Raw genomic sequence first — 23,075 nt, 5'->3', positions numbered from 1 at the left:
AAAAGCATGATGCTGTGAATTAATTAATGATCTAACATTGCATGGGACTACGTATTAATTAATTTAGCCAATAATAAGCTGAAATATTTTTCGAAGGTTATTTTTAGTACAAAATGGTGCTCAGTGACTATAACGTTTAGGCCCTTATCTGTAACTGCACTATTAAAAATTACCTTAAATTTTATTAACCTTATGTTTTAATTATTTATTTTAAAATTATTGATAGGCGCTTTTGTATCATTCGAGCTTTTGCCATTTAAACTGCTATAAGATGCACAATAGAAAATCCACTTTTAGCTTAAAATGATTATTTTAGTTAAATTCTACTAAATTTGGGGACTTGGTTTACACTCAAGTTATAACCATGAAATAAATTAAAGGTTTTAATATCTTCGTGCTTCATTTCATCCATTTCATTGATAGTAGGTTGCTATGTTTTTTAATAACACTATAAAAAGTGAGAATGCTAAATTAAAAAGTCAGCTTTTTGTGCAGAATCAAGTAAGAAAAAGCTTAGACGAAGAAATGCTAGTTTTAATCATTGATAAGACTGGGCTTATTTCATCGCAAAATAAAAACTTTGCAAACGAGCTTGGTTACCCTGATCAGCAACTGATTGGAAAAAAGTTACTAGATTTTGTGCCAAGTAACGCCAGACAGACAGGGCATTTTAAAAGCTTAAAAAAAGCATTAGAGAAGCATGAACACTGGGCTGGTGCATTGCAGTTTGTTCATGTTAATGGTGAACAAGACTGGCTAAGAAGTATTTTACAGCCGATCATTGATGAGCAAGGTAAGCTAGTTGAGTTTACTCTGCATTCTAATGTGTTAACGCGTACGATTGAAACCTCCCGTGAGCATCAAGATTTAATTAAAGCATTACATCGTGCCATGGCCGTTATTGAATTTGATACTAATGGCATTGTATTGACAGCAAACGAAAACTTTTTGGCGGGAATGGGATATTCACTTAAAGAGATTGTTGGCCAACATCATCGTATTTTTTGTGAACCAGAAGAGGCTAATTCACCAGAATATGAAGCCTTTTGGAAACAGCTCAAAAGAGGCGAATACGTTTCAAGCCGTTTTAAACGCATAGACAGTTATGGGCGAGTGGTTTGGCTTGAAGCTTCTTATAACCCAATTTTCAATGAGCAAAACGAACTGTATAAAGTGGTTAAATTCGCTACTGTTATTACTGAGCAAGTTGAGCGGGAGCTCGCAATCGCAGAGGCGGCAGATATTGCCTATAGCACTTCAACTGAAACTGACCACCTTGCAGATCAAGGTGCTGCTGTCATTGAGCAAGCGGTTAAAGTAATGAATGAGCTGGCGGTGCAAATGTCGCAAGCAGGGGATGAAATATCAGCATTGGATAAACAATCACAGTTAATTGCCAGCATAGTGCAAAGTATTAGCAGCATTGCTGATCAAACTAATTTGCTAGCCTTAAATGCGGCGATTGAAGCAGCAAGAGCTGGTGAGCAAGGGCGAGGTTTTGCGGTAGTCGCCGATGAAGTGCGTCAATTAGCATCTCGAACCAGTAAAGCCACAGAAGAAATTGTTGAAGTGGTACAAAAAAATCAAAGCTTAACGCAGTCAAGCGTAAAAGCCATTAAGCAAGGTGAAGATAAAGCACAAGAAGGGTTAGAGCTGTCAAACGAGTCTGGCATTGTGATGAGCAATATTAAAAAAGGTGCCCAGCAAGTCGTTGATGCAGTGAGCCAGTTTGCCAATCAATTAAAGTGAGTTTTATGATTTCGATCAAAACATCTTAATTTAACGTACCATATACTGCCGCGCTTTATTACTTGATCTGATTTTCAGGTTATTTTCATGCCACTGGCTTGATCCCAGTTTTATGTATGGAGCGCGCATGTCGTCAATTATTACCTCGTTTACCCCAGAGTTACTTTCACCCGCTGGCAGTTTAAAGAACATGCGTTATGCCTTTGCTTATGGGGCTGATGCGGTGTATGCCGGACAACCTCGTTATAGCTTGCGAGTACGTAATAATGAATTTGATCTGGAAACGTTAAAAATAGGCATTGATGAAGCGCATGCGCTGAATAAAAAGTTTTATGTGGTATCAAACATTGCCCCGCACAATGCCAAAGTGAAATCGTATTTACGCGACATTGAACCAGTAATTGCGATGGGGCCAGATGCGCTGATCATGTCAGATCCGGGTTTAATCATGTTAGTGCGTGAAAAATGGCCTGATATGGCTATTCATTTATCAGTACAAGCAAACGCTGTAAATTATGCCAGTGTACAGTTTTGGGCTAAACAAGGCATAGAGCGGGTGATTTTATCCCGCGAGCTATCACTTGAAGAAATAAGTGAAATTCGCACGCTTTGCCCAGCAACCGAGCTAGAGGTATTTGTACATGGCGCATTATGTATGGCGTATTCTGGCCGTTGTTTGTTATCAGGCTATATAAACAAACGCGATCCAAACCAAGGCACCTGTACCAATGCATGTCGCTGGGAATACGATGTAAAACCGGGCGTTGAAAACGAAACCGGTGAAATGGTGCATAAATTTGATCCTCAGCAGGTTATTCCTACTCTTGGCGACGGCGCATCAAGTAATGATATTGTTATGCTTGAAGAGCAAGGCCGCCCGGGTGAATACATGCCAGCGTTTGAAGACGAACACGGCACTTATATCATGAACTCAAAAGATTTACGCGCCGTGCAATACGTAGAGCAGCTTACAAAAATGGGCGTGCATAGCTTAAAAATAGAAGGCCGCACTAAATCGTTTTATTATGTTGCGCGTACAGCACAGGTTTATCGTAAAGCAATCGACGATGCCGCAGCAGGAAAACCATTCGACGCTGATTTATTTAAAACATTAGAAAACCTAGCCCATCGCGGTTACACCGAAGGCTTTTTAAAGCGCCACGCCCATCAAGATTATCAAAACTACGAATACGGCCATTCAGTTTCTACCAAGCAGCAATTTGTCGGCGAAGTATTAGGGCGAAATAGCAATGGCTTGGTAGAGATTGATGTTAAAAACAAATTCTGTGTGGGTCATTCGTTAGAGCTGATGACTCCTAAAGGTAATATTAGTTTTGTGCTTGAATGTATGGAAAACAAAAAAGGCGAGGCAATTACCGATGCCAAAGGCTCAGGGCATATAGTAAAAATTCCACTGCCCGACAATATCGATTTAGAACACGCCATACTTATGCGCAACCTAGATGAAAACCAAGACACCCGCAATCCTTTCAAACAAGCTGTTTAACGGGTAAATCATGGCATTACTAATAAACAGCAAATGCATTAACTGCGACATGTGCGATCCAGAGTGCCCTAACGAAGCCATTTATATGGGCGCTAAAATCTACCAAATCGACCCTGCAAAGTGCACCGAATGCGTAGGCCATTACGACAAACCCACCTGCGTGAGTGTATGCCCCATTGATTGTATAAAGCCCGATCCGAATCATAGTGAAAGTATAGATGAACTGGCGGAGAAGTATGTGAGGTTGATGGGTTAGTTTAGTATTTTTTTGTTATTCAACGAGCGTGATTTTAAAACGAGAGGCAATGTCTCTCGTTTTTAGTTTTTATGAAATGTGGTTATTTCAAGCTTCAAAATAACTCTCTTATGTTTATCAGTATTGCCAATCCTCGTAAGCTAAAGGCAAGCTGTTTAGTAAGTCTCGGCGCTCGCGCCAGTTATGCATATGCTTATCCATCAATGCTTTAAAACGTTCATTGTGGTGTCGTTCAAGTAAGTGGATTAGCTCATGTACTAAAATATACTCTAAACATTCAGCTGGCTTTTTAGCAAGTTCAAGGTTGAGCCAAACCCGCTTTGCTTGAATATTACAGCTGCCCCATTTGGTTTTCATTTTTTTGATATTAAGTGAATCCGCTTTTACGCCAAGCTTTTTTTGCCATGAAGGCAGTAACTTTTCAATTGATCGTTGCATTTCATCACGATAAAAACGGTTTAATAACTTGAGGCAATTATCGGGTGATGTATTCTCATTCACTTTTAGCTCTAACTGACCGCTACCTTTCGCGGTAACGGTAAATTTACCCTCAGGCTTTTTTATTGCTAGTCGGTATTTTTTTCCCCAAAGATAATGACACTCACCATTGACCATTTCACGGATTGACTGTCGTTCTTGCTTTGCAAAGTCAACTTGTTGTTTTTTTAACCAAGCAAGTTTGTTAACAATAGCAAGCCGAATGGATTGCTCACTTGTTTTATTAGGTACCGATAATCTAACTTTGCCATTGGGCGGTAAAACGCTTAAATGGATGTTCTTAATGTCTCGTCGGTTAATTTCAATATCAATACCGCCAACTTGTATTACCTCAGTATTAGCCTTATTCACTAATGATATTCCTTTTGGGCTTTTACAAGCTCCATAACTTCATTGATATCGACTTCATAACTTGCTGTCTCTTGCCTAATTGCATTAACAATCTCACGCTCTTTAAACCTATCGCCAAGCCACTCAGCTTTTTTTGTGTAGCGCACTGCGGTATCAATTTTACTTGTAAGTACTTCATCATTGCCAAAATTATCGTAAATAGCCTGTTTGGCAGGGCTATCTACTGAAGCAGGGTAGTTATGGGCATTATTGCCTGTAGGGTTCACAACTTTTTTAGCTAAAGCTTTAATTTGTTCTAGGTAGTCTTGGTAGCTTATAGCTTGCTCTCTGCGCTGCGCAATAATAGCGTCAAGTAATGTAGCCATGCTTTCAAAGTACTTAGGGTTTACAGGATTTTCATCAACAATGGTTTTTCTAACGTTATTTTCAATCGCTTCCGCCATCGATTCTTCATTATTTCTAATGCCTTCAGGTAATGAATCAAGTCCTGCGCCGTTATTATTTACCACTAAACCTATTAAGCCAAGTTCCTCAAAATCCATGAGTATTTCGCTGTCATCAGCACGAATATACATATCAAGCGAATCAAATTTTGCCTGGTTTATCGCTCTGAGTTTGTTTTGCACTAAAATGATTGTCGGCATTATTAATTATGAAAAATATTGCCAAAGTAATAAACGTGCCATGAAAATTATGCTCAAATATCTGTTATTTAAATTTGTATAACCCCTTGTTTATTTGTTCTAAACGCAAAGTGTTCCGAGTTAATCTGTGCGCTTTTTTAGTGTAGTTATTTTTCATAATGGCAAAACTCATATTATGATATCTTAAAGTCTGTTGCAGTAAACGTAGTCTTAAATTAGGCTCTTACTATGAACCCTTATGATGATATTTTTGAAACTGTATTAGCTTTAAATGAGCCTATTAGCAGCACAGTTAATAGTGGCTATAACCTTAACTTAAAATAGGTTAATTCGGCTCACTACTTCAGTATTTCAAATAATGAAAAGCTAATTCTATTAGAAAAGCTTGGCATTTTTGATTTAGTAAAATCGGGCAATAAAATCGCACTTTTAAAACATGATACTCAAAATGTTCACTTAATTGCTGTAACAAACACCAAAATAACTAAAAATTCAGGCTTAAGAGTTACAAAGTGTATTATGACGCGCTTTGATTCGGTATATACCCCAAGAGATATTGCTGATCATGTAATGTTCAAACACATACTCGCGAGCACTGAGGTGTTAATTACAGATTTCCATAAAGGAGGTAGCGATGGGCGTTATTAGCACCGCGTTTGAATTAGGACACTTTGTGCACTTTTTAGATTATGAAAAAAAAGAAATTTTGAATGCTACAGATTCAGAACATTTTAATGCTCTTGCTCACTCAATGGAAATTAAATACCCAGACTTTAAAAAGCTCAGGGTGATTATAGTTAATAATTAGATCAAGCATTAAGCTCATCCATTAGTCAAATCCCTACACAAGAGTACCTATTATATTTTTAGGGAACCTTATAGGTATCGATTTTTAAACCAACCTTATATTGGCCTTATGATGGATCAAGAGTTTACGAGTGCTCATACCCTGCTTAAACGGAAACACCTATCAATAAATTCATGAAATATAGATGTAAAACGTACGAGATTATGAGATAAATGCCGTATTACTACATAACAAGGAAGCAGTTTTTCATGCCAAATTACATCTACCCTGAAGCAATAGAAAGCTATGTTGCAACTAAATTAAAAAAGTTACCAAGTGATTTTCGTGACTTAATCATCTCTAAAGCTGTTAAATATATCAAAACAACTGACTCTTTTGCTGTGCTATCTCAGATAAGTAAAGATCATTTACCAGATTGGGCAAAAGCATTGTTGGCTAATGGAGAGCTATTACATCGTTTTAAACCTAATGAGCAACTAGAAAAAGACCTATATAAAATTACAAAGCTTATCTGTGAGCTCGTTGAGATTAGTAAAAAGAAAACTAAGGGTGGTTTGCATACGAAAGCGCTAAAAAACATGCGCTCTATTGAACACTCCCATTTTCAAGGCTTATTAAAACTTGCTGAAGATTGGTTTAGAAATATTGACCGTAAGTTATTTTTAGAAAATACAAACGAAGCAAAGAAAGACTTGGACCTAGGGGATTACTTTTGGTCACCTGCAAGTCAAACTTCAGAAATAGAGCGTTGGGGCCAGCGATTGGGAGGAAATTGCTTAGCAGATGGCTATTACAATGATGAGCTTGAAGCTGGTGAAGTTGAAATTTGGGGGCTGTTTTCTCGCTCTGAAAATTTACTAGCTGTAGCTGCTTTTACGGATAATCAGTTAGCGGATTTTGAGAGCAAAGGTAAAGATGGTGAGGAGCGATTAGTAAATGCAGCTCAATATAGAGAACAGTTACTTGAGCTTATTAAGTTCAATAATTACAGCGCTACATCTGAAGATGCTACCGAGGTTTTGGAAATACACGGCCAAACAGATATAAAAATATATAACGACGATAGTCCGGCTTATGCCATGTTCGATGAAAGAGAACAGACACTGTTAATATATTCTAAATTACTTAAATGTATCATCTGCCTTCAGTTAGACTCTATTTTTGAACAATCAGCACCTTCACTTCAGTTTGATATTGAATATGAACTGAATAGAGATGTTTCCCCTGAGGTAATAGATGAAATTTGCGTAGCGTTAATTCAAGCTTACGATAACAAAATCACGCCAGAGTGGTTTGATCTTAGCCAATTACAAGAGTTTTCGAGCAGCAGTTTATATTGGAAAGACCCAACAGCAAATAAATTTTCTACAGATTGTAACTTTGTATTTTCTGAGTTAGACGGTGAGCTATGGTATCAGTACTCTAAATGGGGGGTAGAAAAATTAATCAGTCATGACCTAGATGGCTCACACGTTGTGGATAATAGAAATAGATTTGCTCAAATATTTGCAAGTAAAGAACAACGAAATAGAGAACTTAAATTTATTTGCAAACACATTGATGCATTTCCAGATCTCATGCACAGTCAAACCGGAAATGTACACCTTACTCCTACTATTTCTAACGGAAAAGTTCTAAAACCAAAGCAAGGGTGGAAACTAATTGATGAATCAGAAGATCAACGAATTAAAGTATACGAAAGGATCGTAGATGATTACTTTGACACATTACAGACTAAACAAGTAATTTGCTCATATAACAGTAAACTCAAAGCTGGCTGCTTAGTAAGGCAGCTATCAGCAAGAAAGCATGACGTTAAAATTCAAGCGCCAGGTAATAGCCCTGAAGCATACGAATTTATGATGCAAAACATCCCCTGGAATAGCTATTCTGATGAGTACTCAGAGCATAGCATTCGACATAAAGACAATCACGTTAATGATAGTTTTTTAAATAAAAACGGTAATGGAATTATTCCTGATGAAAATGTTTTAGGAACGCCATATAAATATAAGGCTTACAAAAATAAAGCTTTAATTTTTGATGAAAACAACCTTCTTCAATTAGTTTTTTTATTGAAGGGTGACGTTATTACCCACGTTTACGAATTAAGAAAGAGCAAAAAATTAGCCAAAGACTTTTTTAAAATTATTGAAGTTCTTCATTATCAATTAGCAGACAGTATTAAAGAATTAAGAGTGTTGGGAATTAAAAATCATGTAGATCAATTAATTCAAACCATTAGCTACGAAAGTAATACAATAGAAATTGTTAGATTGGATGACACGCTAGAAATAAACTACCAAAGTGAAGATGACGATGTTTGCCAAGTTGTTATTGATAGTGATGAAATTTCTGTTTTCGGAAGTGTTGCTTCGAAAGAGCAATATGATGATATGAGGCAGGCTTTATTTTTTACCTTAAATTTAAAGCCATTAACTTTTTCTCATTGCAACTTGAGCACATACGAAATTTTAGTGTTTTTTGGCATTACGCTTTGCTCAATAACAAACGAGTTTTTCCTTGAGGACCTTAATGAAGATGATACCCCACCAGAAGGGTGGATAATCAATGGAAATGGCATATCGAATACACTATTTGATGAAGAGCAAAGCTTATTCTATAAAGATGGGCAATTTAATGTGAACTACCATAACATAGATTTGTTTACTAAAAATCAGCAGGCTATTAAAAAGCTTTTAAGTTGGTTTGAAAGCCGCATTGAGCCATTAGAAGAGCACTTTTATGGAGTGTTTCTCGAATAACTCCTTTATACTGAAGCGATTAGCTCTAGCACACAGATAGGTGTTATCAAAATGATTGCACCTATTACCCCCATCTAGTAATATCTTCGTCATGTTAATAGCTAAAGTTGATTTTGTACTAAATGGATTTAGATAAGCTGAATTACGCGCAACGTGAGCGTTTAGCGTTTATTGACTTTTGCTTGCAATTTGCAGGGCAAATATCGCGTGCAGATCTCATCAGCCACTTTGGTATTGGGCTAGCATCTAGCTCTAGAGATTTATCGCTCTACAAAGAGCTTGCACCAAGTAATCTAGTACTCGAACACAAAACTAAACAGTATCACCGCACAGCCGAGTTTAACCCTATTTTTATCCACAACTCAGAAGCTGTTTTAACAAGCTTAAGTCAGGGTTTTGGGGATGGGCTATCTAACGGTATCAGCTCCTCAAGCACCTGCTTTTACGCAGCGCGTATTAGCCACCCTAATACGAATACAATTGCCACACTCATGCGTTCAATCAACAATAAAAAAACCGTAATGTGCCATTATATATCTTTGTCATCAGGTGATTCACAACGTGAAATTGTCCCCCACGCAATCGTAAATAATGGCTTGCGTTGGCATGTAAGAGCTTATGATGTAGATAGCGGTGAATTTAGAGATTTTGTGTGTACAAGAATACAAAACGCGCAAGAGATACAAAAACAAATCCCGCTAAAATCTAAAGCAAATAACGATTGTGCTTGGCAAAATATTATTAATATTGAATTAGTCCCACACCCATCTGTAAAACACAAAAAAGCAATTGAGCTTGATTACTCAATGAGTAATGGCATTTTACAGCTGAAGGTACGAGAAGCTTTGTTAGGTTATTTAATGCGCCAGTGGAGTGTAGATTGCTCTGAAGCTGCTTCTTTAAATGCCAATGAATACCACTTGTGGCTTAGTAATATCAAAAAATTAGATAGCTCGGTGAATATGTTAATTGCACCAGGTTATAAATAAAATTTAATTAAACGTAACTATCGTTTGAATAGGAATACCAATGGATCATAGCGCACATAACAAACTTATCTCTTTTATCTGGTCAATTGCTGACGATTGTCTGCGTGATGTATACGTGCGTGGTAAATACCGTGACGTAATTTTACCTATGGTGGTGTTACGCCGTTTAGATACCTTACTTGAGCCCACTAAACAAGCGGTACTTGATGAAGTTAAGTTCCAAGTTGAGGAAATGGAAGCAACAGAGCTTGATGATGCGCCGTTAATTGATGCTGCAGGTTATGTGTTTTACAACACCTCGAAATGGACATTAACCAGTATTAAAAATACCGCGACCAATAACCGCCAAATTATTCTGGCAAATATTGAAGAATACCTAAACGGTTTCAGCGCCAACGTTAAAGAAATTATCGAATGCTTTAACCTTAAATCTCAATTTCAACATATGGCAGGTAAAGATGTACTACTTGATGTACTAGAGAAATTTGTGTCTCCTTATATCAACTTAACGCCAGATGAAATTGAAGATCCAGAAGGTAATAAACTACCAGCATTAAGCAACTTAGGCATGGGTTATGTGTTTGAAGAATTGATCCGTAAATTTAATGAAGATAACAACGAAGAAGCCGGTGAACACTTTACTCCACGTGAAGTAATTGAGTTAATGACCCACTTGGTGTTTGACCCAATAAAGTCAGACTTACCATTAACATTGACTGTGTACGATCCAGCCTGTGGTAGTGGAGGTATGCTTACCGAAACACAAAACTTTATTAATGAAAAATACCCAGTAGAAAATACCACCCGCGATATTAATTTATACGGTAAAGAGATTAACGACGAAACCTACGCTATTTGTAAGTCAGACATGATGATCAAAGGTAATGACCCTAAAAACATTAAAGTAGGTTCAACCCTTTCTACTGATGAATTTTCCGGCCAACGGTTTGATTTTTGTTTATCTAACCCACCATACGGTAAAAGCTGGGCAAGTGAGCAAAAGCATATTAAAGAAGGCTCAGACGTTATCGACTCACGCTTTCAAGTAGTACTGAAAGATTACTGGGGTAACTTACCGAAAGAAGGCTTTGTTGATGCCACACCACGTTCATCAGATGGCCAATTACTGTTTCTAATGGAAATGGTCAGCAAGATGAAATCAACAGCTACCAGTCCATTAGGCTCTCGTATTGCTTCTGTGCATAACGGCTCTAGTTTATTTACTGGTGATGCCGGCTCAGGCGAAAGTAATATTCGCCGGTACATTATCGAAAACGATATGCTTGATGCGATTGTGCAACTGCCTAATAACTTGTTCTACAACACAGGTATCACCACTTATATTTGGCTACTCAACAATAACAAACCGCAAAATCGTCAAGGCAAGGTACAGCTTATTGATGCGAGCTTACTATTTAAAAAGCTCCGTAAAAACTTAGGTAATAAAAACTGTGAGTTCTCGCCAGAACATATCAGTGAAATTACCCAAACGTATCTTGATGCAGCGAGCGTTGAGCGCAAGTTAACGGAAGAAAACAATCCAACGGGCATTGCCGCTAAGGTATTTAATAATGATGATTTTGGTTACTACAAAGTAAATATTGAACGCCCAGACAGGCGAAGTGCTCAGTTTAAAGACGAATTGATTGCACCGCTACGCTTTGATAAAACCCTTCGTGAACCAATGGAATACCTTTTTGTGGAATATGGCGAGAAGGTTCATCAAGCTGACTTCTTTACCGCTAACGATAAAGCGATTGAAAAAGAAATTGTTGCATGGTGTGAAGATTACGACATTAACTTAAACGCCAAGGCAAAAGCTAAGCTGTTATCAACCGAGACTTGGCAAAACGGTAAGTTACTGGTTGAACTTGCAAACAAGCTCGCTGAAACTATCACCACAGAATATAACGATTACAACTTGTTTAAAGCCGATGTTGAAGCTCACTTTAAAGACGTTTCAGCTGATGTGTTGGCAGAAATTAAATCTAATAAACGCAAAGCCTTTTACACCACTGTGGTTAATGCCATGAGCTGGTACGACGAAAATGCGGAAAAAGTCATCAAAAAAGTGGTGAAGTTCAAACAAGACAAACTTGATGAATTATTACATCACTTAGGCTGTGAACAAACTGATTTAGCTGATTTTGGCTATTATGAAGTCGATGGTAAAAAGTTAGAGTTCACCACTTATGAGTCAAATTCTGATTTACGTGATGCGGAATCTATACCGCTAACTTATAACGAAGGTAGTGATAGAGATAACTCTGAAATCCACCAATATTACCTTGATGAAGTGCAACCTCATATTTCTGAAGCGTGGATAAACCTCGATAGCACTAAAATAGGTTACGAAATTAGCTTTAATAAATATTTCTATCAACACAAACCATTGCGTTCAATGGATGAAGTAGCAACTGACATCATCAACCTTGAGCAAAAGGCAGAAGGTTTGATAGCGGACATTCTAGGTGTTGAATTAGCTAAGGTGCAAGGAGAGTAACTATGGCAGAGTTAGCTGCAATGCCTAAATATGAGGTATATAAAGATTCTGGGGTAGATTGGCTTGGTGAGGCCCCTAATCATTGGGACTTACTGGCAAACAAACATATCTTTAAGTTGAAGAAAAAACAAGTAGGTAAACATTCTAGCGAATATGACCTTTTATCTTTAACGTTAAAAGGCATTATTAAGCGTGATATGGAAAACCCAGAGGGGAAATTTCCTGCTGAATTTGATACTTACCAAGAAGTAAAAAAAGGTGATTTTGTTTTTTGCCTTTTTGACGTAGAAGAAACACCGAGAACTGTAGGACTTTCTGCATTTGATGGCATGATTACCGGTGCTTACACAGTATTTGAACCTAAGCCTGACTTTGATAAAAACTTTTTATATTACTTTTACTTAAACTTAGATAGTAAAAAGAGATTAAGACCTCTATATCGTGGTTTAAGGAATACAATACCTAAGGAATCTTTTTTAGGGTTTAAAACGTTTGTTCCACCACTAACTGAACAAACCGCCATAGCTAACTTCCTCGATAAAAAAACAGCGCAGATTGATGAAGCAGTTGCTACCAAAGAAAAACAAATTGGACTGTTAAAAGTGCGTAAGCAAATTATCATCCAAAAAACCGTTACTCAAGGCATAAACCCAGATACACCAAAAGTAGATTCAGGTGTCGATTGGATTGGCGAAATACCTGAACATTGGGAGATATCTAAAGTGAGATATTTAGGTACTACTCAAAATGGTATCAGTGCAGGTGCTGAGTATTTTGGTTCAGGTTTTCCTTTTGTTAGCTATGGTGATGTATATAAGAATAGAGAGTTACCTTCTAAAGTAAGTGGGTTGGCAAAATCCAGTACGAACGATAGGAAACAATATTCAATCCTTGAGAACGATATTTTATTCACAAGGACATCAGAAACTGCTGAAGAAATTGGTTTCGCTTCTATCTGCATGAAGACAATTGAAGACTCTACCTTTGCCGGTTTCTTAATTCGTTTTAGACCTGCTAAAAGGTTATTTAAAGGCTTTTCAAAGTACTACTTTAACGCTGCCATGATGCGTGAATATTTTGTAAAAGAAATGAACCTTGTAATCAGAGCTTCACTAAGCCAAGAGTTATTAAAAAACCTTCCCGTACTTTTACCATCATTAGATGAACAGGAATTAATTTTTAATTACCTCGAAAATAAAACGAGAAAAATTGAAGATGCAATAGATATACAAGTTCAACAAATCGAAAAGCTCAAAGAATACAAAACCACGCTCATTAATAGTGCTGTGACTGGAAAAATTAAAGTGCCAGAGCTGATGGCGGATAGGTGATTATGACTGAAAAGCAAGTATACAAAATTTTCTGTGATGAAAGCTGCCATCTACAGCATGATGGCGCCGACATTATGGTGTTAGGTGCGCTTCATTGTACTGCTGAAAAAGCCATACAGTTAAACAAACACATTAAGTGGTTACGCCATGAGCACAATTATCATAATGAACTGAAGTGGACGAAACTGGTTACTAAGCAGTGGCCGTTTTACAAAGCATTGATTGATCTTGTTATTGATACCGATGAACTTAGGTTTAAAACAACCGTTGTTCAACAAAAAAACAAACTTAATCATGACCAGTACAATGCCGGTTCTCACAATAATTTTTATTACAAAATGTTTTATTACACCTTAAGAGATTTTCTTGAGGTAAATGGTCAATACCGAATCTATTTAGATTATATGGATACCTTAGGTGGCGAAAAAGTAGCTGAACTTTGCCGCGTATTACAAAACTCAACCAACTGGCATTTAGATGTAGATGCGTTTGTAATTCAATCATATGAGGCACAATTGATTCAAATTTGTGATTTATTGATTGGTGCTGTGTCTTATCAAAATAGAACGGATATAGAACACAGTAGTGAAATTAAACAAAAAATAGTTGATTACTTGCAGCAAAGGCTCGGCTATCCATTAAATATTAATACCCCACCGTGGGAAGCTAAGTTTAATATTTTCAGATTTATGCCAAGGAGCGTTTAATGCTAAATGCTCCATTAGATTTGACTGGGCATAATGAGCCGGATGTTTTTGATCATCTTTACCCATTTTTTGAGCGAGATTTTATTACTGTTGATACTTATATTAATAATCAAATTTATGTTGATCCTAAAGGTCAAGGTATACGTGATGGGAAAGAAGAAGTATTTTGGCATATTACAACTAGGGAAAAGTTGAAAACAGTAAAGCAAGGCAAGCAAATGGTAAAAATTAAAACAAGACCATTTGATCCTGATAGAGCTGCAAGAATTTCGTGGATAAAACCCATGCTAGTAAATCATTCAGATCCATGCATTAAGCTTTTTTATCGAAAAGAAACAAAAGGTAAAAAGCATGTAAGGTTATATTTTTGGGCACATCAGTATGACTTTGTTGTAATTGTTCAAAAGCTGGGAAATGCGGACTCTTTCTTAGTCACTAGCTTTTATATTACAGAGACATACAAGAGAAGCTCTTATCAAAAATGGTACATAGAATATACTCAGGGAAATAAACCTGAGTTATTGAATTGTGAGTGGTTTTAAAAAAGAATGGTCGCCAATTATGGACCGGGCGATACGGTCACCTCTTTCTACGCAATGGTAGGTGAGCGGGTGCATTCTCCTGTAATTAACCATTGGTTGTCAACATATAAATTTAAACTTATATGTATAAGATTCTATTTAATTGAAAAATAAGGATGTTACGTGTCAGTAATAGTCGCAAGTTGTACCTTAGCGCAGTTATTCAGTAAAGAGAGTATTGTTAGTGCTAATGAAACTGAAATTCATGGCGAATTAGCCATACCTGAATATCAGCGCCCTTATCGTTGGGGCGAAGTGCAAATAACAAAACTGTTAAGTGATTATCAGCTTTTTTTAAATGATTTAACGCAAAGTGACGCTGCTTATGGTTATTACCTCGGCAGTGTTATTTTGCATCAGTCAGCTGATAATGGTCAGTTAAATATTATTGACGGCCAGCAACGCTTAACCACGTTAGCATTGATTGCCTATGTGCAAAGTTTGGGTAATCAACCTAGCGAACAAGATGTATTTGAACTTAACCTAAGCTACGACTCACCAGAATCGCAACAACAAATCATCAAAAACCTGACTTGGTTACAGGAGTGGCTACAAAGCAATGCTAGCCAAATAGTCACATTTGATGCTAATAAAATTAATTTAACACTAGTTGTTACACGCTCAGAAGATGATGCCTATCGTTTTTTTGAAACCCAAAATACTGGTGGAGTAAGGCTAAGTGGCCCCGATATTATTAAAGCGCATCACCTTAGAGCCATTGCACGCCAAAACCAAAATGAGTTTGCTGCTAAATGGGAAGCGTTGGGTGATTTAAACCCGGTTGTTGGCTCACTAGTTAAAGGGCGCTACTGGCAAAAGCTGTATAACCGTAATGTACCTTCTCATCGCCAACCTCATTTAGTGAGAAGCGCTGTAGTCAATGAACTTGGTGAAAGTACAGGTAAAGGTGATGACATAGCGTTTGGTCGCTTTGAACGTGCGTATTTGCCTGATGGTGGTCAAATAGATAAACAAGCACAACAAGGTTATGAGCTAAGACAGCCATTAAATAGCGGTATTAATACCATTCATTATTTAAGCTATTTTGAACAACTAAGAAGTAAATATTTAATCGACCCATTTAAAAATAATAAAGTTAAAAACAACAAGGTTAAAAATAAAAATGTAATTGCAAAAACTTCCGTTCAAGGGGGAAATCAAGGAGAAAATACCCTTGCACGCTTTTCTCACTTTTATCAAAACCTGATTTGCGAACTTGACGGTTGTAGCTATGTAAAAGGGTTATACGATACTGCATTGCTTATTTACATTAGTCAATTTGGCGAACAACAATTAGACATTGCCGCGAAAAAGCTGTTTCGCGTTATTTACTCACCTCGAGTAAGTAATCAAAAAGCGGTGAGAGAAAACTCTATATCAGCATTTGTTCGCGATAACCCCGTACTTGACTGGATTGCAGCCAGCTACACTCCAAACATGTGTTTTGACTATTTAGATCGTTTTAGTTTTAAAACTGATCCTGCCAACTTAGCGGTAGATAAAAATAGCGTTAAAAAACGCTTTATATTTAATGTATTAAAGCATTTTGGAATAGAGGTTATTGAAACCGAATCAGCCCAAACACTTGCTAACACTTATACCGTACAGTTGGACGCTTACATTCTTTCTTTAGGCACTGAAACTGTGCCTGTAAATCAGCTAAGTATGCGCAAAAATAATGGAGAGCAACATGGGTAATGTATATACAGATGAAGCTAATACAAAAGATAATCAGGTGATACAGCATCATGTTGAAACACAAGTGCTCACGCTAAATTACATTCAAACCAATGAATACCAATTTAGTATTCCAAGTTACCAGCGCCCTTATGTTTGGCCAGATGAAGCCGTGTTAAAGCTATTTAAAGATATTAACGATGCACGTGTAGCAGATGAGCCTAATTACTTTATTGGTACAGTACTTACCTCAATTGAGCAAGAGGAAGAAGGTAATGGTATTTATGAGCTAATTGACGGGCAGCAACGCACCACCACGTTAATGCTTATTGCGCTTGCGTTTAAAATGGCAAAAGTTGATTCAGCCATTGCCGATATAGCCGCTTTTAACAAACAGCCGCGACTGCAATTTACTATTCGTGATCAAGTTCAACACTTGTTAGGTAGTTTGGCGGGGTTAGATGATTATGTATTTCCTGGGCTAGAAGCCATTGGTGATAACCCATATTTAAAACGCATATATGCTGCATTACAGGTATTAGAGCAACAAGTTAAAGCCCTTAAATACGAAGACCGTATTTTATTAGGTGATTACATTTTTAATCATGTGCAATGGGTGAATAATATTGTACCTAAGCAAATGGATTTAAACCGCTTATTCGCCACCATGAATACCGCTGGTATACAGCTTGAACAGGCTGATATTTTAAAATCAAAACTGCTCAAACAGGTTACTACCGATAAGCCTTTATTCGATGCTATGTGGTTGGCGTGCGAGCACATGGAAAATTATTTTGAGCGCAATGTACGTAAAGTTTTTCCTAAAGCACCGTGGAATGGCATTAAATCAGAACATTTAGCTTGTTTTGATGAAGCGTTATTTGTAAAAAACGCTGGTAGCACTGCGCATAAGCAGGGCTTAACCATTTTGCAGTTAGCAGAGCAATTAAATGCAAGTGCAGCGGATACAGATAAAAACAATGATGCTAGTGCAAGCTCGGATAATGACAACGAGCAGGACTCTGGCACCTATGACTTAGAAAAAGAAACAGTTTATTGCCGACCAATTATTAGTTTTCCATTGTTACTTATTCACGCCTATCGCATTTATTTAGCTAACCGTGCTGTTGAGTTAGGTGATGGCACTGATGATGTTATCCCTCGTGTTCATGCAGACAAGTTGCTAGAAACATTCGAGCCACTTACTAAAGCAAGTGAAGAAGAAGTTAAAGAATTTATAAAAACGTTGTGGCAAGTGCGTTATCAGTTTGACCGTTGGGTGGTTAAATGGGTTGAGCGTGATGATAGTGATGATGAACAATTACGTTTAACCTATGTGACACGAAGTGAATCAAGTGGCAAGTGGTACATTAATCGTACCCAGAAAGAGTTAAACGAACTAGTAATGCTGCAAAGCGTACGAAACTTTACCGGTGAACGCAGTGCTCAGTATTGGCTCACGCCATTTATTGCTAGCTTGATAAAAGATAATATTACTGAAGATGCGCAAGCTATAGCGCTGCTTGAAAAAATTGATAATGATTTATCAATGGCTGATGAATCTGAAACTCAAAAAACAGCCAGCTTCAAACAAGCAAAACAACACCAACCAGCAGTAAGTTCTTGGCAGGTAAATGTTGATTACTTTGCCCAAGCGAGAGGTACTAGTTTTGAACATTATTGGTTTCAAAAATTAGAATATGTTTTGTGGAAACAAGAGACGGATAGGCAGCTAGAGCAGTTTAAAAAATATCGCATAACGGCTAAAAACTCTGTCGAGCACGTATATCCACAACATGAAGAGCATCAAAACATGTTGGAACGAGACTTCTTAGATGCATTTGGTAATTTAGTTTTATTAAGTCCTGGTGAAAACTCGTCATACAGTAATCAAGCGGTTAAGAAGAAATTGGTCGACTTTGAAGCCAAACCACAATACGACTCTTTAAAGTTAAAAGCCATGTTCAAATTATTAAAAGAACAAAACGATTGGCGGGAAGCTGAAATAAAACAGCACCAAAAAGAAATGTTAAGTGCGTTAGCAACGCATTATGGTAACAAGGAATAATTATGGTTAGCCAAACAAACGAGCAAGCTTTAGAAGCTGCAATTGAAAAACACTTAACTGGTACGTGTTTAGAAGATTTAAAAGCAGGAGTGCAGGAAGCTGCACCTGATTATAACAAAGCGATGTATCAGCTAGGGTATCCTTCTGATTTTGATATGCACTACGCCATAGATACCAAGTTTTTCTGGAAATTTTTACAAAACACTCAAGAGCAAGAATTAGAGAAACTTAAGAAAAATAGCCCGAAAGATTGGGAGCGTAAAGTACTTGAGCGCTTTGACAAGCTTATTAAAAAACATGGCATTTTGCATTTACTTAAAAAAGGCTTAAGTGTTGAAGATGCGCATTTAAATCTGATGTATCCATCACCATTAGCTAGTAGTAGTGATTCTGTTAAACAAAACTTTAATGCCAATATATTTAGCTCAACTCGTCAATTAAGGTATTCAAAAACGAACCCGTTACAAGAAATTGATATGGTGTTGTTTATTAACGGTATTCCGTTGATAACATTAGAGCTTAAAAATGCATGGACCGGCCAAAATGCTCGTTATCATGGTCAAAAACAGTACCGTAATGATAGAGATACCTCGCAGTCGTTATTGCAGTTTGGGCGCTGTTTAGTGCATATGGCAGTTGATACTGATGAAGTATATATGACCACCAAGCTTGCAGGTAAAAGCACCTTCTTTTTACCGTTTAACAAAGGTAACAATCACGGTCAGGGTAATCCTCCCAATAAGCATGGCCACAAAACTAGTTACTTATGGGAAGAGGTCTTTACTAAAGCTAGTCTTGCTAACATCATCCAGCACTTTGTTCGTTTAGATGGTAGTAGTAAAGATGATTTGAAAAAACGAACCTTGTTCTTTCCTCGTTACCACCAGATGGATGTCGTTCGCCGCTTAATAGACCATGCTTCAACTAACGGTGTTGGTCATACGTATTTAATTCAGCACTCAGCGGGTTCAGGTAAATCAAACTCTATTACGTGGGCAGCTTATCAATTAATTGAAACTTACCCTGCGAGTGCAGACATTCAAGGTAGTAAAGGTGTTGAACAACCGTTATTTGATTCAGTGATTGTAGTTACTGATAGACGATTACTTGATAAACAGCTTAGAGATAACATTAAAGAATTTTCTGAAGTTAAAAACATTGTTGCTCCTGCATTTAAATCATCTGAGCTTAAATCTGCCTTAGAAAATGGCAAGAAAATAATCATTACCACTATTCAAAAGTTCCCATTCATTATTGATGGCATTAGTGATTTAAGTGATAAACGTTTTGCAGTAATTATTGATGAAGCACATAGCTCTCAGTCAGGCTCTGCCCATGACAATATGAACAGAGCGATGGGTAAAACTGAAGTAGAAGAAGCTGAAGATGCGCAAGATAAAGTACTACAAGCTATGCGCTCACGTAAGATGCGAGGCAATGCTTCATATTTAGCCTTTACTGCAACGCCTAAAAACAGCACATTAGAAAAGTTTGGTCAAAAACAAGAAGACGGTAGTTTTAAGCCATTTCATTTATATTCAATGAAACAAGCCATTGAAGAAGGCTTTATTCTTGATGTTATTGCTAATTACACTACGTACAAAAGCTATTACGAGATTGAGAAGTCGATTCAAGATAACCCTGATTTCGATACTAAAAAAGCACAGAAACGTTTACGTGCATACGTAGAGACAAGTCAGCAAACGATCAATACTAAAGCTGAGATCATGCTTGAGCATTTCATACCACAAGTGGTAAATAGTAAAAAGCTAAAGGGTAAAGCGAAAGGAATGGTTGTGACTCAAAATATTGAAACAGCTATTCGTTATTACAAAGCCATAACTAGGCTACTAGAGCTGCAAGGTAATCCGTTTAAAGCCGTTATTGCATTTTCTGGAACTAAAGAAGTTGATGGTATTGAATATACCGAATCTGATATGAATGGCTTTCCTGAGGGGGACACTAAAGATTATTTCGATGTTAATTTTAAGCGTAAAGCCCCAAGCGATCCAATTCCAAAGCATATAAATCAAGACGAATATCGCTTATTAATTGTTGCAAACAAATACCTTACGGGTTTTGACCAGCCAAAACTTTGCGCAATGTACGTGGATAAAAAATTAGCGAGTGTTCTTTGTGTTCAATCACTGTCTCGTCTGAATCGCTCTGCGCCTAAGCTTGGCAAAAAAACAGAAGACTTGTTTGTTTTAGATTTTTTTAACAATGTTGATGATATTAAAATATCATTTGATCCTTTCTATACCTCAACAACATTGTCAGAAGCCACTGACATTAATGTATTACATGAGTTGAAAGACTCGATGGATGATGTTGGTGTATACGAATGGTATGAGGTTGAAGATTTTATTAAACGTTACTTCAATGACGAAGATGCACAGACACTTAGTCCAATTATTGATACCGCTGCCAACCGTTTTAACTATGAATTAGAGCTTGAAAACGAAGATAAAGTTGATTTCAAAGTAAAAGCGAAACAGTTCGTGAAAATATATGGGCAGATGGCTTCAATCATGCCATACGAAATTGTTGCATGGGAAAAGCTATTTTGGTTTCTAAAATTTTTAATACCAAAGCTTATTGTTAAAGACCCTGACACAGCAGCGCTTGATGAATTATTAGAGTCAGTAGATTTGAGTTCTTATGGCCTTCAGCGCGTTAAGTTGAATTATGGTATTGGACTTGACGATGATGAAACTGAGTTAGCACCACAGAACCCTAACCCTCGTGGTTCGTATGGTGGTGAAGAGGATCGAGACCCGCTAGACGACATCATAAAAAACTTTAATGAAAAGTGGTTCCAAGGCTGGAGTGCAACGCCAGAAGAACAGAAAGTTAAATTCATAAATATTGCACAAAGTATAAAACAGCATCCAGACTTTGAAGCTAAATATCAAAACAATCCTGATCCACATAACCGTGAATTAGCATTCGAAAAAATGGTGAAAGAGGTAATGCTGGCAAGGCGTAAAGATGAGTTAGAACTTTACAAACTATTTGCAAATGACCCCGCTTTTAAAGTCTCTTGGATGCAGAGTATGCAGCACACAGTTGGGTTGTGATGAATTTGCTAAATCATTTTTTATAAGGGATAAGACAGTGAGAACAAAAAGAACTCTTAGATTATCTTAAAGAGAATCAGCTCGGAGATAACAAGTTCAAAAAACTTACTCGATATAAATTTTAAAAAACGCATAACTAGGGATTTAATATGCAAAATATAAATATGTACATAAAAGAGAATATTGGCTCTGTGAGTTCAAATATCTTTACAGCTCCAAATATTCCAGAAAAAAAGCTGAATAATGCGGCTAAATCGATGGGGTTAGTTGATGTTATTAATTCAATCGTCGCTATTTTTGATAATACGGCCTTTGGTAGTGCGAAAGATGGTTTTGCAATTACTGGTGAGAAAATAGCCATAAAGGATATGTTTGAAGATCCGTATTATATAAAATTTTCAGACTTGAAGGCCGTTGAGTACATAAAAGATGTTGAACAAAAAAGTAATGGTAAAGAAAAAATCACAGAAAGTATAAAATTTGTAAAAGCCGATAATTCAAGTGTTAATTTAACCGGTTTATTGAGTTGTAACTATGAGCTATTAGCAAATATATTAAATGATGCAATAAAAAATACAGATAGTTTTGAAGAAGAAGATCAGCTAATTACTCTCAGTGAGATGTCTGAAAGACTTAAAATAGCTTATTTAAAAATAGTTATTAACATGGCTTTTTCTGATGATGGTGTTGTTGACGATCAAGAGTTTGCTGAAATATTGCTTTTAATGACTCGTTTAGAATTAACAACAGAGTCTCGTTTTGAAGTTAGGGGCTATATTTCTAATACTGATACACATTTATCTGTTGCTCAGTTACTTAACGTTATAGATGAAGAGGCATCCCCTAGCCATATAAAATCTATTAGGATTTCATTGGTTAAAGATCTTATTAGTACTTACATGAGTGTTAATAATGGAAAGTACGAAAACTTCGATTTTTTAAACAATAATAAAAAGCTTTTTGCTGTTAGCGATGAAGAAATAGATTTAGCCGTCGATGCAATAAAACTAGATTTTAATATGCTTAAAACTGATTTCACAGATGCTGCACTAACTAAGGGTATGAAAGAATTATCAGCTAAGGCAGGGGCCGTAGGGGTTCCATTGGCAGCTGTTTACTTATCTGGCTCTGTTATTGGTATGTCTGCAGCAGGTTTAACTTCTGGTTTAGCTACTCTTGGCCTTGGAGGAGCTTTGGGGTTTTCTAGCATGGCTACTGGAATTGGTATAGCTGTATTAATAGGTGTTGGTGCATATAAAGGCATAAAGCATTTGACAGGTGCAAATGAGCTTGATCAATTTAAAAGACGCGAATTGATGCTCAATGAAGTCATAAAACAGACTCAATCTACAATATCGTTATTAATAGGAGATTTAAACTTTATAACGAATAAATTAAATGAGGCTCTAAAAAATCATTCTTTACAAGATGCAAAGCGGAGTTTTTCAAGTTAGTTGTCGCCTCAAGTTAAATTTTATGCCGCCCGCATTTCTTCTTTTTTCTCAGGATTCAAATTTACTTCGTTTATCATTGACCAATCTCGTGACTTTCCTGACCAACG

Annotated in this window: 16 protein-coding genes; 14 read left to right on the top strand and 2 right to left on the bottom strand. The window is 36.9% G+C overall.

Features of this window, described 5'->3' with window-relative positions; translation table 11 throughout:
• Positions 1-432: 432 nt before the first annotated feature.
• From H5158_RS18295 to H5158_RS18285, 3 genes are all read left to right on the top strand, one after another.
• On the top strand, positions 433-1,749 hold the full coding sequence (locus H5158_RS18295) for a PAS domain-containing methyl-accepting chemotaxis protein (RefSeq protein ID WP_182718274.1): 1,317 nt from the start codon (positions 433-435) through the stop codon (positions 1,747-1,749).
• Positions 1,750-1,876: 127 nt separating this feature from the next.
• Positions 1,877-3,256 carry a tRNA 5-hydroxyuridine modification protein YegQ gene (gene yegQ, locus H5158_RS18290; protein ID WP_182740584.1) on the top strand — a complete coding sequence of 460 codons (1,380 nt, stop codon included), beginning with the start codon at positions 1,877-1,879 and terminating at the stop codon, positions 3,254-3,256.
• Between the two features lie 10 nt (positions 3,257-3,266).
• Positions 3,267-3,512, top strand: coding sequence for a YfhL family 4Fe-4S dicluster ferredoxin (locus tag H5158_RS18285; RefSeq protein ID WP_182740583.1), 246 nt, complete (start codon positions 3,267-3,269; stop codon positions 3,510-3,512).
• A gap of 117 nt (positions 3,513-3,629) precedes the next feature.
• Here H5158_RS18285 and H5158_RS18280 read toward each other — a convergent pair whose 3' ends face one another.
• Positions 3,630-4,361, bottom strand: coding sequence for a M48 family metallopeptidase (locus H5158_RS18280; protein WP_182740582.1), 732 nt, complete (start codon positions 4,359-4,361; stop codon positions 3,630-3,632).
• Positions 4,361-5,005, bottom strand: a complete 645-nt coding sequence (locus tag H5158_RS18275; protein WP_259398863.1) for a hypothetical protein — start codon at positions 5,003-5,005, stop codon at positions 4,361-4,363. Before H5158_RS18275 ends, H5158_RS18280 begins: the two co-directional genes overlap by 1 nt.
• Positions 5,006-5,639: 634 nt before the next feature.
• Here H5158_RS18275 and H5158_RS18270 point away from each other — a divergent pair.
• The 11 genes from H5158_RS18270 (at position 5,640) to H5158_RS18220 (ending at position 22,968) form a co-directional block, all read left to right on the top strand.
• On the top strand, positions 5,640-5,813 hold the full coding sequence (locus H5158_RS18270) for a hypothetical protein (protein ID WP_182740581.1): 174 nt from the start codon (positions 5,640-5,642) through the stop codon (positions 5,811-5,813).
• Between the two features lie 248 nt (positions 5,814-6,061).
• On the top strand, positions 6,062-8,578 hold the full coding sequence (locus tag H5158_RS18265; RefSeq protein ID WP_182740580.1) for a hypothetical protein: 2,517 nt from the start codon (positions 6,062-6,064) through the stop codon (positions 8,576-8,578).
• Between the two features lie 122 nt (positions 8,579-8,700).
• Positions 8,701-9,567 (top strand): YafY family protein, encoded by an 867-nt coding sequence (locus H5158_RS18260; protein ID WP_182740579.1) that lies wholly within the window; start codon positions 8,701-8,703, stop codon positions 9,565-9,567.
• 40 nt (positions 9,568-9,607) lie between these two features.
• Complete coding sequence (locus H5158_RS18255; protein WP_182740578.1) at positions 9,608-12,070, top strand: class I SAM-dependent DNA methyltransferase; 2,463 nt, start codon at positions 9,608-9,610, stop codon at positions 12,068-12,070.
• A gap of 2 nt (positions 12,071-12,072) precedes the next feature.
• On the top strand, positions 12,073-13,401 hold the full coding sequence (locus tag H5158_RS18250) for a restriction endonuclease subunit S (RefSeq protein ID WP_220491356.1): 1,329 nt from the start codon (positions 12,073-12,075) through the stop codon (positions 13,399-13,401).
• 2 nt (positions 13,402-13,403) lie between these two features.
• Positions 13,404-14,108: a DUF3800 domain-containing protein gene (locus H5158_RS18245; protein WP_182740577.1), complete on the top strand. Its 705-nt coding sequence runs from the start codon at positions 13,404-13,406 to the stop codon at positions 14,106-14,108.
• On the top strand, positions 14,108-14,650 hold the full coding sequence (locus tag H5158_RS18240) for an RlfB protein (RefSeq protein ID WP_182740576.1): 543 nt from the start codon (positions 14,108-14,110) through the stop codon (positions 14,648-14,650). Before H5158_RS18245 ends, H5158_RS18240 begins: the two co-directional genes overlap by 1 nt.
• 162 nt (positions 14,651-14,812) lie before the next feature.
• Entirely contained in the window at positions 14,813-16,387 is a 1,575-nt protein-coding gene (locus H5158_RS18235) for a DUF262 domain-containing protein (RefSeq protein ID WP_182740575.1), read from the top strand.
• A complete protein-coding gene (locus H5158_RS18230; RefSeq protein ID WP_182740574.1) occupies positions 16,380-18,434 on the top strand; it encodes a DUF262 domain-containing protein in 2,055 nt (684 codons plus the stop codon). Before H5158_RS18235 ends, H5158_RS18230 begins: the two co-directional genes overlap by 8 nt.
• 2 nt (positions 18,435-18,436) lie before the next feature.
• Positions 18,437-21,514, top strand: a complete 3,078-nt coding sequence (locus tag H5158_RS18225) for a type I restriction endonuclease subunit R (RefSeq protein WP_182740573.1) — start codon at positions 18,437-18,439, stop codon at positions 21,512-21,514.
• A gap of 149 nt (positions 21,515-21,663) precedes the next feature.
• Complete coding sequence (locus H5158_RS18220; RefSeq protein WP_182740572.1) at positions 21,664-22,968, top strand: hypothetical protein; 1,305 nt, start codon at positions 21,664-21,666, stop codon at positions 22,966-22,968.
• Positions 22,969-23,075: the final 107 nt, after the last annotated feature.

This window comes from Pseudoalteromonas sp. SR45-6 (assembly GCF_014163545.1).
GTDB classification, from domain to species: domain Bacteria; phylum Pseudomonadota; class Gammaproteobacteria; order Enterobacterales; family Alteromonadaceae; genus Pseudoalteromonas; species Pseudoalteromonas rhizosphaerae.
This window is presented reverse-complemented; position numbering and strand designations above follow the sequence as displayed.